The following is a 14,412-nucleotide window of genomic DNA, read 5'->3' on the forward strand; positions in this document are numbered from 1 at the left end:
CCCGATCCGCGGACGTGTATCCCACCCTGTGCCCACCCACCCTGCACGCGACCCGCACCGATCCCTCGCCCACGGGAGCACTCGTGCCGTCAGTATGCCCGGACCGCCGCCCGCACCCCCGCGAGCGCGGTCGGCGCCACCGAGACCGCGTCGCAGCCGAGCCGGACCAGATGCGGCAGGACCGCCGGATCCGCCGCCGCGTCGCCGCACAACGACACCGCGCGTCCGCGCGCGTGGCCCGCCCGGATGGTCTGCGCGATCGCGTCCAACACCGTCGGATGCGCGGCGGAGGCGGGCGTCAGCCGGGGGTCGTCCCGGCTCAGCCCGAGCAGCCGCGAGGTGAGGTCGTTGGTGCCCAGGGACAGGAAGTCGGCGTGCTCGGCGAGATCGTCCACCTGGTCCAGCACCTGGGGCAGTTCGACCATCGCGCCCAGCGGCGGCGGGAGCAGGCCCAGACTCGCGCACGCGTCGGCGAGCAGGCCACGCACGTGCTTGATCCGCCGGGGATGGTCGACCATCGGCAGCAGCAGCGCCACCTCGACCCCCGTGTCGCTCGCCGCGCGCATCACGCCGCGCAGTTGTGCGGTCAGCGCGTCGGGTCCGGGCAGCGTGATCCGCCGGTCGCGCAGGAACGGCGGGCGTTTGTCGCCGGTGAAGTCCAGCGTGCGCACCACCACCAGCCCCGGTGGCACCGCGGCCAGCACCGGGGTCAACATCGCCACGTGTCGTTCCTCGTCCGGCCAGCCGGACTCCTCGGTCAGGAAAGGCAGTTCGGTACGCAGCAGGCCCACTCCCTCGGAGCCGGCCTCGCCCGCCGCGAGCGCGTCCGTCACGGTCGCCACGTTGGCCCGCACCCGGATCCGGCGCCCGTCCCGGGTGATCGCCTGGCCCGCGCCGCCACCGGGCACCCGCCGCGGCGCCGGGATGGTCCGTACGCCCGCGCCCGCGTTGGCCTCGACCGTACCCGCCTCGCCGTCCACCAGGATCAGGTCCTCGGCCAGCTCGGCCAGCGCCGCCACCGGGATGCCGAGGACCAGCGGAATGCCCAACGATCGGGCCACGATGGCCAGATGCCCGGTCGGCCCGCCCCGCTCGGACACCGCCGCCGCCGGTCGCGCGCCGCGCAGCAGGTCCATCGCGGCCAACTCCTCGCCGACCAGCACCGCCGGCGCCCCACCCGCCGGCGCACCGCCCATCGGGTCCTCGCCGCGCAGCAGCGCCTCGGCCTGGCGGCCGATGTCGCGCACGTCCACCGCTCGCTCGGCGAGCAGTTCGTCGTCGAAACCGGCCACCACGTCGGCGAATTCGCGCACCGCCTCGGCGAGCGCGTCGATCGGCTCCAGGCCCGCCGCGAGGTGCCGGGCCGCGCCGTCGCGCAGCTCGCGATCCCGGGCGATCAGCGCGGCGAACTCGACGATGTCGGCCTCCGCCGCCCGTCCGCGCGTGCGCAGCGCCCCGGCCAGGTCGTCCATGTGCCGGGCCACGGTGTCCAGCGCGGCCGGGATGTCGGTCGGCGGCACCGGGTCCGGCCGGGCGGCCGGTGCGCCGACCCGGGCCGCCACGAGACGGCCGACCGCGGACCCCGGCGCGGCTCCCGTGCCGCGCAGTACCGCGCTCACGCGACCCGCACGCGGTCGCGGCCGGCGCAGTGCAGCTCTCCCACGGTGCGTCCTCTTCCTTCCACGTCGTCCCACCCGCCGCAGACCGGCACACGCGCCCGCGGGCACGCGAGTTCGACCCGGCGGACCACAAACCGCCCGGTCCAGGCACACAGTCTGATGGACTCGCGGGCGCTGTCCAGCCGAGCCGCCACAAACGGAGCCGGCGCAGCACGGCGCGGGAGCGGTGGGAACACGCCGGACGGGCCCGCCGATCCGATCAGGCGGTGTCGTCGGCCTCGCGGTAGCGCACGGCGGAGAGGTCGTCGACGAAGCGGCCCATCAGCGCGCCGAGGGCGGCGAGGTCCTCGTCGGACCAGCCCGACAGCGCGTCCTCGAAGTGCCGGTCCCGCACCCGGCGCAGCCGGCGGACCACACCGCGACCCTTGGGGGTGAGGCCGACCCGGGTGATCCGGCCGTCGCGCGCGTCGGTGGTCCGGGTGACCAACTCGTCCGCCTCCAGCTTGCGCAGCTCCCGGCTGACCAGCGACATGTCCATCCGGGCGAGCTTGGCCAGATCGCCGATCGCCAGGCCGCCGCCGCCCGCCTGCAACCGGGCCAACAACACCACCGCCGGCTGGGAGACCTGGGCGCGCGAAGCGCTGGTGAGTTCACCGTGCACACGACGGCTCTGCTGGAGTCGGATCAGGCGTTCGAGAGCGGTCTGGACGTGGTGCCGCGACTCGTGTCGTTCCGGAGTGGGCGACTCGGCTGACGGGGGCACTGGACGAGTCCTCCGGGGGGGAAGCAACGCCGTACGGTTTCGTATGGCGGAGGCGGGCGTTCCACAGTCTAGGTGCGCGCCCCCGCCGGTCGAAGGTAATTGATGGAGTCCAGCATTGACACGTGTAGGGGCCGGTGGTTGGCTGCGCGCGTCATGATCGACGCCGGGCCCAGGACCGTCGTCGAGCCGATCGATTCCCCCGGGAGACCAGCGTGTTCGCACTCGACGGCAGGGCCGCGCTGGTGACCGGCGCGGGGCAGGGCGTCGGCGCGGGCATCGCCCGACTGCTCGCCGCGCAGGGTGCGATCGTGGCTGTGAACGACCTCGACGCCGAGCGCGCCGAGCAGACCTCGGCCACGATCCGCGACGCCGGCGGCCGGGCGTACCCCGCCGTGTTCGACGTGACCGACCCCCGGGCCGCGCTCCTGGCGATCCGCGCCTTCGAGCGCGCCGTCGCGCCTGTCGACATCCTGGTCAACAACGCCGGCAACGGCGGCGCCGAGGCATTTCGCCCGACCCGGTTCCGCCAGACCGTGCCCGAGGACTGGCAACGCTTCGCCGACGTCAACCTGTTCGGCGTGATGGCGTGCACCAAGGCGGTGCTCGACGGGATGTGCGCGCGCCGCTTCGGACGGGTGATCACCATCGCCTCGACCGCCGGGGTGAGCGGCCAGGCGTTCGGCATCTCGCTGTACGGGGCCGCGAAGGGCGGCGCCATCGCCTTCATGCGCCACCTCGCGATGGAGACCGCGCGCGACGGCGTGACCGCGAACACGGTCGCGCTCGGCCTGATGGACCCGCGCCCCAGCGGTCGCGAACTCGCGCACACCGCCGGACAGGCCGAGCGCATACCGGTCGGCCGCCTGGGCACCCCCGAGGACGCCGGGGCGATCTGCGCGTTCCTCGCCTCGACCGAAAGCGCCTGGATCACCGGCCAGACCCTCCAGGTCAACGGCGGCGCGCTCACCACCTGACCCCCGCGGATTCGCGCGCGCACCCCTGGATCGCTCGACGCATGTGTGCTGCACTGATTACCGAACCCGCGAGTAACAACGCGCGATCGGAGTGAGCGGCATGACGGCCGAGGCGGCTGAACCGAGCACGACCGACCCGAACCCCAGGACCTGGCCCACCGACGTCCCGCTCGCGGACCTGGACTTCTGGTCGGGCCCCCTGGCCGCACGCGAACAGGGCTTCTCCCGGCTGCGCGCCACCTGGCCGATGCCCTACTACCCGGAGCCGGAGAGCCCGCTGGAGCCCGGCCCCGGCTTTTGGGCACTGACCCGACACGCCGACGTCGCGGAGGCGACCCGTCGCCCGGAGGACTTCTGTTCGGGGCAGGGCTCCACCCACATACCCGACTTCCCGCCGGGCTTCGGCGAGTTCTTCGGTTCCATGATCGAAATGGACGATCCCCGGCACCAGCGGCTGCGCCGGATCGTCGCCCGCGCCTTCACTCCCAGAATGATCAAGCAGTTCTCCGACGACGTGGACCGCACCGCCCGGACCATCGTCGACGACGTGGCCGAACGCGGCTCCTGCGACTTCGTCACCGACGTCGCCGCCCGCCTGCCGCTCGACGTCATCTGCGACATGATGGGCGTACCGAGCGCGGACCGCCGCTTCGTCTTCGAACGCTCCAACGTGATCCTCGGCGTCGCGGACCCGGAATACGTGCCCCAGGAGGGCGGCGGCCACATCGAGGCGCTGCTCACGGCCGGTGCCGAACTCGCCGAACTGATGCGGAACCTGGCCGAGTTCCGGCGCGGCACCCCCACCGACGACGTGACCTCCGCGCTGGTCAACGCGGAGATCGACGGGGAGAGCCTGAGCGCGGACGAACTGGCCTCGTTCTTCATCCTGTTGCTCGCCGCCGGCAACGAGACCACCCGCAACGCGATCTCCCACGGACTGTGGCTACTGACCCAGAACCCCGACCAACACCGCCTGTGGCGCTCGGACTTCGAGCGGTACGCACCAACCGCCGTCGAGGAGATCATCCGCCTGGCCTCGCCGGTGGTGTGGATGCGCCGCACCGCCGTCCGCGACACCGAACTGAACGGGAAACAGGTCCGAGACGGCGACAAACTACTGCTGTTCTACTGGTCGGCGAACCGGGACGAAACGGTGTTCACCGACCCAGCGCGATTCGACCTCACCCGCGACCCGAACCCACATCTCGGCTTCGGCGCACGCGGCCCACACTTCTGCCTCGGCGCACACCTGGCACGCCGCGAAATCACCCTGCTGTTCCGCGAGTTGCTACACCGCCTGCCGGACATCCAAGTGGTGGGCGAGCCACAACGCCTGCGCTCGATGTTCATCAACGGCATCAAACACATGACCTGCGAGTACACCCCCACCCGGAAACCTGACCCCGCCATCACCCCGAGCACCACCACCAGAGCACAGCGAAACCGGAACCCCATCCCGCGCAGCGGCAACGCCGGTGGACCCCACCTCTCAACCCCGAGCCAATAACGGTGGAAGCCACAACCCACCCCGGCAGCGATAAAGCACAACGGAACCGGAACCACATGCCGCGCAGCGGCAACGCCGGTGGGCCCCACCCCTCAACCCCGGGCCAATAACGGTGGAAGCCACAACCCACACGCCACGATGAAGCACAACGGAACCAGAACCACATGCCGCGCAGCGGCAACGCCGGTGGGCCCCACCCCTCAACCCCGGGCCAATAACGGCGGAAGCCACAACCCACCACGCCACGATGAAACACAACGGAACCAGAACCACATCCCGCCCAGCGGCAACGCCACTGGGCCCCACCCCTCAACCCCGAGCCGATAACGGTGGAAGCCACAACCCACACACCACGATGAAGCACAGCGGAACCGGAACCACATGCCGCGCAGCGGCAACGCCGGTGGGCCCACTCCGGAAACACTCACGAACCTGGCCCCACCCCCAACCCACCCCCGCAGCGATGAAGCACAGTGGAACCGCAGCCACATCCCGCCCAGCGGCAACGCGACCCAGCAGCGGTGAAGCGCAGCGGAGCCGCAACCCACTGCGCCACTGGTGGAGCGCAGCGGAACCGGAACCCGGCGCCGCGCAGCGGCAACGCCCCCCGGCCCTTCCGCCCCCGACGGAGCGCAGCGGAGGAGAAACCACTCCGCCCCCGGCAGCCACGAACCCGGCAGTCCGCCCGAAACCGGCCATGGTCGTGAGGGCCGGCAGGTGAACCGCGTCGGGTCGGGCCCGCGACCGGGCAAAGCCGCCGCCGCCGCCGCGCGGCGGCGAAGTGGTTCTCCTCCGCTGCGCTCCGTCGGGGGCGGAAGGCGGGGGGGCGTTGCCGCTGCGCGGCACCGGGGTTCCGGCTCCGCTGCGCTCCACCGGTGACGCAGCGGGTTGCGGCTCCGCTTCGCTCCACCGCCGCCGGGGCGGCCTGGGGGCAAGGATGGGGCCAGGTTCGTGAGAGCCCCCGGAGCGAGGCCCGGAGGGCGCAGCCGCTGCGCGGCACCGGGTTCCGGTTCCACTGCGCTTTGCCAGGCATAGCGGTTGCCGCTCCGCTTCGCCCCACCGCCGCCGGAGCGGCCCGAAGGCTGAAGCGAGGCCAGGTTCGTGACAGCCCCCGGAGCGAGGCCCGGACGGCGCTACCGCTACGCGGCACCGGGTTCCGGTTCCACTGCGCTTTGCCAGGCACAGCGGTTGCCGCTCCGCTTCGCCCCACCGCCGCCGGAGCGGCCCGAGGGCCGGAGCGAGGCCAGGTTCGTGACAGCCCCCGGAGCGAGGCCCGGGGCGCGCTACCGCCGCGCGGCACCGGGATCCGGTTCCACTGCGCTTCACCAGGCACAGCGGTTGCCGCTCCGCTTCGCCCCACCGCCGCCCGAGCGGCCCGAAGGCCGGAGTGGGGCCAGGTTGTGACAGCCCCCAGAGCGAGGCCCGGGGCGCGCTACCGCTACGCGGCACCGGGATCCGGTTCCACTGCGCTTCACCAGGCACAGCGATTGCCGCTCCGCTTCGCCCCACCGCCGCCGGAGCGGCCCGAGGACCGGAGCGAGGCCAGGTTCGTGACAGCCCCCGGAGTGGGCCCGGACGGCGCAGCCGCTACGCGGCACCGGGATCCGGTTCCTTCACCGGCGGCGCAGCGGGTTGCGGCTCCGCTCGAATCAGCGCTTGGGCTCGGGCGGTCCGGGCTCGGTCGCGGAGCCGGTTGCCGTCCCGGGCTCGGACTCGTCCTTGGACGCGGGCTCGGGTTCGGGTTCGCCGTCGGGCTCGGTGTCCGACCCGGGCTTGGGCGTGCCGTTCGACGCGGACTCGGGTCCGGTGCCGGCTCCAGGCTCGGCCTCGGCCTCGTCGCCGGATTCGTCCCCGGCCGCCGCCTCGGCGCCGGTCGCGGCATCCGCCTCCGGCTCTGCCCCGGTCCCGGCCACCGCCGCAGCCGGCTCGTCCCCCGGCTCCGCCCCCGCATCCGGCTCCGCCCCCGAGCCCGCCTCGGGAGTGCCCGGCGTCGACGTCGGGTCGACCAACGCGTCGATCCGCTCGGCGGCCGGCAGTTCGCCCCCGGGGGTCACCGCGTCCACCACGCCCGGCAGCGTCGCGGCGAGCGCGGCTGCGGTCTCCTCCTTGGTCAGGCCCGCCCGGCCCGCCAGGCGGACCATCTCGTCCTCGCCGAGCGCGTCGGTGAGTTCCTTGCCGCTCACCGGCTGATTGCGCCCGGTGTCCACCCACGACTGGGCCTGCTCTTCGAGTCCGCCGTCCCGCAGCCGCTGCACCAGCGCCGCCAGGCCGCCGGAGCCGCCCTGTCGGCTCAGCAGGCCGAGCAGTACCCCCGCCAGCGCCCCGTTCCGACCACCGCCCGGCCCACCGAGCAGGTTGCCCAGGATGCCGCCGAGTCCGCCGGGAAGGCCCATTCCGCCGCTCATCCGTCTTCTCCCTGCACAGGTAGCCCAACCAGGCTCCCATAGTGGGTTAAATGGGACAGTAGTTCGCGGTGGGCACGTCGGCAGTACGCCCATCGGGCGACGAGTCGATCAGCGGGTCGGGTCGAACAGCACCTTGAGGCAGCCGTCCGTACGATCCGCGAAGGTGCGGTATCCGGCCGCCGCCTCGCTCAGCGGCATTCGATGGGTGAACACGTCGACCGGGACCAGCCGGCCGTGCCGGATCAGCGGGATCAGCGTCGGCCACGTGGCCGCCACCGGCGCCGTGGTGAAGCGCAGCGTGACATTGCGGATCAGCAGCAGCGGCACGGCGATCGGGAACGCGAAGTTCGCGTCCACCCCCACCACCGAAACGGTGCCCGAACTGCGCACCGAGGCGATCGCCGCGCTCAGCGTCGCGTCCTGCCCGACCGCCTCGATCACCGTGTCCGCGCCGAGCCCGCCCGTCGCCGCCCGCACCTGCTCGGCCACGTCCCCCCGGGTCGCGTCGATCGGCTCCGCGCCGAGGCGTTCGGCCATCGTGAGTCGTTCGGGCACCCGGTCGGCCGCCAGGATCCGCCCCGCGCCGAGCACCTGGGCCGCCTGCAACGCGTACAGCCCCACCGGCCCGAGCCCGATCACCAGCACCGTGGCACCGGGCGTGATGTCGGCCCGGGTCGCCGCCGTCCAGCCGGTCGGCAGCGCGTCGGTGAGCAACACCGCGTGGTCCACGGAGACGTCCTCGGGCACCGGCAGGAGCCACGCGTCGGCGGCCGGCACCGCCACCGCCTCGGCGTGCCCGCCCGGCAGCCCCACGTCGCCGCCCAGCACTCGCACGCCGCCGCCCACACAGTCGATCGGATTGCCGGCCCGGCACCCCGGACACCGCCCACAGCCGATCACCGGCGACACCAGCACCCGATCGCCCACCGCGATCCGGCCCACGTCCGCGCCGATCTCGACCACCGTGCCGACCACCTCGTGCCCCGGGCGCAGCCCGACGGCCGGGAACTCGCCCTCGTAGAAGTGCAGATCGGAGCCGCACAGGGCACTCGCGGTCACCTGGACGATCGCCCCGTCCGGACCCGCGAGCACCGGGTCCGCGACCTTTTCCACGCTCACGTCCCGGGTTCCGTTGACGACGACGGCACGCATGTCCACTCCCTGGCTGGTTCGAATACCCGACCTCCGGCGTCACACCCGACGCCCCCGGTAACACTGTTACAGAAGCCGTGTGAAGCCAACCCCCGACGGTCCCGAAACCGCCCGGCGTGACGTTCGTCCCACGGCCCGCCGAGCCGCGCGCGCACGTCGGTACGGTGATCTCCATGTCGCTGTCGCAAGCCCTGCGCGGGCACGCCCGGGGCGCTCTCTCCCGCGCCGCGCACCGAGGCTGGCGGGCACTACAGCGGGCGGGCGCGATCACCTCCGAGCAGCCCGGTCCGTACCGCTTCCGGCGGCTGGGCGCGGACAGCAAGCTGGCCTTCCCGGTCGGTTCGGTGTTCGGCGAGGAGTGGATATCCGTGGGCGCCGGCTGCATCATCGGCGAACACGTCACGCTGTCCGCCGGCCTGGCCCCGGGGCACGACCTGGGCAGTGCGGCGGTGGTCACCATCGGCGACCGGTGCACGATCGGGCGCGGGAGCCACATCGTCGGGCATCGCTCGATCACCATCGCCGACGACGTGTGGACCGGGCCGTACATCTACATCACCGACCAGAACCACAGCTACGCCGACCCGGATCGGCCGATCGGCACCCAGTGGCCGATCAACGACACCGTGGAAATCGGCGCGGGCAGTTGGCTCGGCGCGGGCGTGATCATCCTGCCCGGCGCCAAACTCGGCCGGAACGTGGTGGTCGCCGCCGGCTCCGTGGTGCGCGGCACGGTGCCCGACCACAGCGTGATCGCGGGCGTGCCCGCGAAGGTGGTCCGCCGGCGCACCGAGACCGGCTGGGACCCGCCGCTGCGGCACACCCCCACACCGCTCCCGGACGGGATCACCCACGACGAACTGGTCGCCCTGCTCACCGAGTACGACGCCTCCGGCGGCCAGTAGGCCGGGTCGGTGGGGCCCACCGGGTTCCACGTGAAACCGCCGACCCGGGCCGGACGTACCGCGCCGGCGTGCGAGGTCGCCCCCGCCACCCGACCCCGCACGCCCGACCCGACACGACCCGAGTCACGCCGTCACCCGGTCACCCGGTCACGAACTCACGTGCTCGCTCGTCTCACGCCTTCAGCCCCGACAACCGCAACTGCACACCCACCGCGTCCAGCACCCGCGGCTGCTGCCCCCGCTGCCAACCCGGCACCGTCCAGTCGGCGTCGAGCATCGAGATCGACACCGACCCCTTGCCGATCGCGGTGGTGTCCGCGTTCCGCACCGGCTCGTCCACGTTCGGCGCCAGGCCCAGGTCCAGCTTGTAGCAGGTGTCGCAGGACGGGTCCTTGACGTAGCTCACCGCCAGGAAGTCGGCCTCTCCCACGTTCGTCATCTCCACCCGACCGGTCGGCTTCGCCGGGTAGTTCACGTTGAGCGTGGTGTGCGCGGGCAGCAGCGGGCCGGTCCGGCGCGCGGTGGCCGCCAGCCGGTTCACCAACTGCGTCGCGAAGGCCGTCGCCTGCGGCATCTGCGGGAACGGGTTGCGCGGATCGGCGGTGCTGTACTCGGCGCTGAACGCCACCGCCGGGATGCCCTTCTCCGCGGCGGTGATCGACGCGCCGACCGTGCCCGAGTGGTTCGTGGTGGCGCCGATGTTCTGCCCGGGGTTGATCCCGGTGACCACCAGGTCCGGCTTGCGGTCGCGGAAGACGTTCGCGAGCCCGAACGAGACCGAGTCGGCGGGCGTGCCCGCGACCGACCAGATGCCGGGCTCCACCTCCGCCGCCTTGACGATGGAGCCGGGCGTGGCGTTGATCCCGGTGCCCTTTCCGGACTGGTCCGTGGCGGGCGCGACGATCACCGCGTCGTGCCCGGCCGCGCGCAGCGCCTTCTGCAGGGCGCGGATGAACGGTCCCTGGTGCCCGTCGTCGTTGCTGATCAAAATGCTGAGCCTGCGCGGCGCCTGCGCACCGCGCGCGTCGTCGCTCGCGACCGCCACGGGCGCGCTCGCCGCGAGCAGCGCGGCGGCGGTCGCCCCCACCGCGAGGGTCACCACACGTTTTCCACCGAATACGGCCATCTCGTCCTCCGTAGGCAAGAAGGTCTGCACGCGCCGAACCGCCCCGCGCGACCGACGGGTTCGGTGTCGCGGGTTCCCCGTGCGCAACGCGGAACGGCTGGGCGAAACCCGTGTCGACCCGACCTGGAACGGTGGGCGAAGTACGGGTCGAACGACGTGTACGGAGGGGTGAATCGGACGGAATGCACCCTGCGATTCGACACGTGTCAGCCGGCGGATAGCGAAACTAGGGTCATCGGCCGGACATTGCAATGGGCACGGGCGGGCGATTCGGCCCACCTTGCACTCCCGGGCCAAACCGACCCGGCACGGCCGAACTCCCGGCGGACCACCGTGATCTGACGCTGCATCAGCCGATTGGCGGGCCGGCCGAACCCGAGGCGCACCCGCGCGCGCCGGGTCCGGCCGGACCGTCGGCGTCGACGGTCCGGCCCGAAACGGTCACCGACGCCGACGCGGCCGACGCCGACGTCCTCCTCCGCTCGGACCACACCGAGGCCGGCACCGACCGGATGCCTCCGGTCGATGCGGGCCGGGTGGTCCGGTAGCCGCCCCACGCGTGCCACTTCCGGAATTCAACATCATTTCGGTCAAAACGTGCTCAAGCACCACACGTGACACGCCATCTCGTCCCAGGTGTCATCCGAAAAGATCACCGCACGGATAACACCCCGGTATCGGGGGCAGTAAACCCGCCATGTTGGGGCTGCCGAACACCATCCACGCGCTTCTCTTCGACCTCGACGGGGTCCTCACCCAAACCGCCAAGGTGCACGGCGTCGCCTGGAAGGAGACGTTCGACCGGTTCCTGCGCGAACGCGACGGCGCCGGCTTCACCCCGTTCGATCCCAGACGCGACTACGACACGTTCGTGGACGGCAAGCCGCGCCTGGACGGCACCCGCTCCTTCCTGGAGTCACGCGGCATCGAACTGCCCCTGGGCGACGAGGGCGACCCGCCGGGCAGCGCCACCGTGTACGGCCTCAGCAACGCCAAGAACGACCTGGTGTTGCAGCTGATCCACGACGGGGGTGTCGAGGTCTATCCCGGCTCGGTGCGCTACGTACACGCCGCCCGCGCGGCGAAGTTGCCGTGTGCCGTGGTGTCCTCCAGCGCCAACTGCGAGGACGTGTTGCGCGCCGCGAACATCCACCACCTGTTCGACACGATCGTCGACGGCCTGGTGGCCAAGCGCGACCACCTGAAGGGCAAACCGGCGCCCGACACCTTCCTGGCCGGGGCGAAGGCGCTGGGCGTGGCCCCCGCGCACGCGGCCGTGTTCGAGGACGCGCTGGCCGGTGTCGCGGCGGGCCGAGCCGGTGACTTCGGCCACGTGGTGGGCGTGGACCGGGTCGGACAGGCCGAGGAACTACGCAGGCACGGCGCGGACGTGGTGGTATCGGATCTCGACGAACTCCTCGCCGACCCGAGCGACGACACCGCCGGCGACCGAAGCGGTGACCCGACGACCGGGCGGCCCTCGGCGGAAGGCACGGCATGAGCACCGAACACCCCTACACCGTCGAGCCATGGGGCATCACCGAACAGACCCTGGACCCGGACCACCTGCCCCAGTCCGAATCGGTGTTCGCGCTCTCCAACGGCCACATCGGATTGCGCGCCAACCTCGACGAGGGCGAACCGCACGGCCTGCCCGGCACCTACCTCAACGGCGTCTTCGAACTGCGCCCGCTGCCCTACGCGGAGGCCGGATACGGCTACCCCGAGTCCGGCCAGAGCGTCATCAACGTCACCAACGGCAAGATCATCCGACTCCTGGTCGACGACGAGCCGTTCGACCTGCGCTACGGGCAGACCCAGGACCACGAGCGCTCGATCGACTTCCGCGAGGGTGTGCTGCACCGCCGCGCGTTGTGGACCTCGCCCGCCGGCCGCACCGTCCGGGTCACCTCCAAGCGGCTGGTCTCGCTCACCCAGCGCTCGATCGCCGCGATCGAGTACGAGATCGAACCGATAGACGGCCCCGCCCGGATCGTGCTCCAGTCGGAACTGGTCACCAACGAGGAACTGCCGCTGCCCAACGCCGACCCGCGCGCCGCCGCCGTCCTGGAGGCGCCGCTGCGCCCCGAGGAGCACACGCACAACGGCGGCAAGGCGATCCTGGTGCACCGCACCGAGCACAGCGGGCTGCGCGTCGCCGTCGGCATGGACCACGAGATCGACGGTCCCGAGGGCATGTACATGGAGACCGAGAGCGCCGCCGACCTGGCCCGGTTCAGCGTGACCACGGTGCTCGACCGGGGCGCCAAGCTGCGGATCGTCAAGTACATCGCCTACGGCTGGTCCTCGACCCGCTCGCTGCCCGCGCTGCGCGACCAGGTGGCCGCCGCGCTGACCGCCGCCCGCTACACCGGGTGGGCCGGCCTGGTCGCCGAACAGCACGGCTACCTCAAGGAGTTCTGGGACAACTCCGACATCGAGGTCGAGGGCGACGTCGAACTGCAACAGGCGGTGCGCTTCGCGATGTTCCATGTGCTCCAGGCGGGCGCGCGGGCCGAGGAGCGAGCCATCCCGGCGAAGGGGCTGACCGGGCCGGGCTACGACGGGCACTGCTTCTGGGACACCGAGGTGTTCGTCCTGCCGGTGCTCACGTACGGGCTCCCGCACGCGGTCGCCCAGGCGCTGCGCTGGCGGCACTCGACGCTGCCGCTGGCCCGCGAGCGCGCCGCCCAACTGGGCCTGCGCGGCGCACTGTTCCCGTGGCGGACGATCCGCGGCGAGGAGTGCTCGGGCTACTGGCCCGCGGGTACCGCCGCGTTCCACATCGGCGCGGACATCGCGGTCGCCGTCGCGCGCTACGTCCGGGCCACCGGCGACCGGGACTTCGAGCGCGACTTCGGCCTGGAGATCCTGGTCGAGACCGCGCGGATGTGGCGCTCGCTGGGCCACCACGACGCGGAGGGCCGATTCCGGATCAACGGGGTCACCGGCCCGGACGAGTACAGCGCGCTCGCCGACAACAACGTCTACACCAACCTCATGGCGCAGTCGAACCTGCTCGCCGCGGCCGACTCGGTGGGCCGCCACCCGCACGAGGCCCGCGCCCTGGAGGTGAACACCGAGGAGGCGGCGAGCTGGCGCGACGCGGCGAGCGCGATGTACATCCCCTACGACGAGGACCTGGGGGTGCACCCGCAGGCCGACGGCTTCACCAAGCACCGGATCTGGGACTTCGAGAACACCCCGCCGGACCACTACCCGCTGATGCTGCACTACCCGTACTTCGACATCTACCGCAAGCAGGTGGTCAAGCAGGCCGACCTGGTGCTGGCCATGCAGGTGCGCGGCGACGCGTTCACCGACGAGCAAAAGCGCCGCAACTTCGACTACTACGAGGCGCTGACCGTACGCGACTCGTCCCTGTCGGCCTGCACCCAGGCGGTCATGGCTGCCGAGGTCGGCCATCTCGAACTGGCCCTGGACTACACCGCCGAAGCGGCCCTGATGGACCTGCACGACCTGGCCAAGAACACCAAGGACGGCCTGCACATGGCCTCCCTGGCGGGCACCTGCGTGGCGCTGGTCGCGGGCTTCGGCGGGCTGCGCGACCACGGCGAGCTCATGTCCTTCAAACCGCGCCTGCCGGTCGGGCTGACGGCGCTGCGCTTCTCGTTGTCGGTGCGCGGCGCGCGACTGCGGGTGGAGACCACCCACGAGCACACCACGTACACGCTGCGCGAGGGCTCCGAGATCCCGTTCCTGCACCACGGCGAGGAGCACACGCTGATCCCCGGCAAGCCGATAACGCTCGACATCCCGGAGCTCACCCGGGACACCTCGCCGGGGCAGCCCGCGGGTCGGGCCCCGGTGCGCCGCCAAGGCATCCCGGAGACCCACCCCACCGGGCCCAGCCCGGGCTGATCGGGCCCGGGGCCGGGACGCCGGCCGCGCCGGTCTCGACGCGGCGCCTCTGGCCTTGACGTCCACGTCAAGGTCTACG

Annotated in this window: 10 protein-coding genes; 5 read left to right on the top strand and 5 right to left on the bottom strand. The window is 72.3% G+C overall.

The window, feature by feature from the left end; all coding sequences use genetic code 11:
- Window positions 1-89: 89 nt before the first annotated feature.
- Both ACFRCG_RS24190 and ACFRCG_RS24195 read right to left on the bottom strand, forming a co-directional pair.
- Window positions 90-1,619 (bottom strand): putative PEP-binding protein, encoded by a 1,530-nt coding sequence (locus tag ACFRCG_RS24190; RefSeq protein WP_380034613.1) that lies wholly within the window; start codon window positions 1,617-1,619, stop codon window positions 90-92.
- Window positions 1,620-1,878: 259 nt separating this feature from the next.
- A complete protein-coding gene (locus ACFRCG_RS24195) occupies window positions 1,879-2,382 on the bottom strand; it encodes a MarR family winged helix-turn-helix transcriptional regulator (protein ID WP_380008942.1) in 504 nt (167 codons plus the stop codon).
- Window positions 2,383-2,594: 212 nt separating this feature from the next.
- Between ACFRCG_RS24195 and ACFRCG_RS24200 the strand changes: the two genes are divergently transcribed.
- Together ACFRCG_RS24200 and ACFRCG_RS24205 are read left to right on the top strand one after the other, a co-directional pair.
- Window positions 2,595-3,356 (top strand): SDR family NAD(P)-dependent oxidoreductase, encoded by a 762-nt coding sequence (locus tag ACFRCG_RS24200; RefSeq protein ID WP_380034615.1) that lies wholly within the window; start codon window positions 2,595-2,597, stop codon window positions 3,354-3,356.
- Window positions 3,357-3,456: 100 nt separating this feature from the next.
- Window positions 3,457-4,863 (top strand): cytochrome P450, encoded by a 1,407-nt coding sequence (locus ACFRCG_RS24205; RefSeq protein ID WP_380034617.1) that lies wholly within the window; start codon window positions 3,457-3,459, stop codon window positions 4,861-4,863.
- 1,649 nt (window positions 4,864-6,512) lie between these two features.
- Here ACFRCG_RS24205 and ACFRCG_RS24210 read toward each other — a convergent pair.
- Together ACFRCG_RS24210 and ACFRCG_RS24215 are read right to left on the bottom strand one after the other, a co-directional pair.
- Window positions 6,513-7,268 carry a YidB family protein gene (locus ACFRCG_RS24210; RefSeq protein WP_380034619.1) on the bottom strand — a complete coding sequence of 252 codons (756 nt, stop codon included), beginning with the start codon at window positions 7,266-7,268 and terminating at the stop codon, window positions 6,513-6,515.
- Window positions 7,269-7,376: 108 nt separating this feature from the next.
- On the bottom strand, window positions 7,377-8,420 hold the full coding sequence (locus tag ACFRCG_RS24215) for a zinc-binding dehydrogenase (protein WP_380034620.1): 1,044 nt from the start codon (window positions 8,418-8,420) through the stop codon (window positions 7,377-7,379).
- Window positions 8,421-8,593: 173 nt separating this feature from the next.
- Here ACFRCG_RS24215 and ACFRCG_RS24220 point away from each other — a divergent pair, with 173 nt between their 5' ends.
- Window positions 8,594-9,325 (top strand): acyltransferase, encoded by a 732-nt coding sequence (locus tag ACFRCG_RS24220; protein WP_380034622.1) that lies wholly within the window; start codon window positions 8,594-8,596, stop codon window positions 9,323-9,325.
- A 172-nt stretch (window positions 9,326-9,497) separates the two neighbouring features.
- On the opposite strand, the gene surE is transcribed toward ACFRCG_RS24220, so the two are convergent.
- Window positions 9,498-10,451 carry a 5'/3'-nucleotidase SurE gene (surE, locus tag ACFRCG_RS24225; protein ID WP_380034624.1) on the bottom strand — a complete coding sequence of 318 codons (954 nt, stop codon included), beginning with the start codon at window positions 10,449-10,451 and terminating at the stop codon, window positions 9,498-9,500.
- Window positions 10,452-11,148: 697 nt separating this feature from the next.
- On the opposite strand from surE, the gene ACFRCG_RS24230 reads away from it, so the two are divergent.
- Both ACFRCG_RS24230 and ACFRCG_RS24235 read left to right on the top strand, forming a co-directional pair.
- Window positions 11,149-11,952, top strand: a complete 804-nt coding sequence (locus ACFRCG_RS24230) for an HAD family hydrolase (RefSeq protein WP_380034626.1) — start codon at window positions 11,149-11,151, stop codon at window positions 11,950-11,952.
- Window positions 11,949-14,333, top strand: a complete 2,385-nt coding sequence (locus tag ACFRCG_RS24235) for a glycoside hydrolase family 65 protein (protein ID WP_380034628.1) — start codon at window positions 11,949-11,951, stop codon at window positions 14,331-14,333. The genes ACFRCG_RS24230 and ACFRCG_RS24235 overlap by 4 nt, the downstream gene beginning before the upstream one ends.
- Window positions 14,334-14,412 lie beyond the last annotated feature (79 nt).

It is taken from the genome of Embleya sp. NPDC056575 (assembly GCF_042793325.1).
GTDB lineage: Bacteria > Actinomycetota > Actinomycetes > Streptomycetales > Streptomycetaceae > Embleya.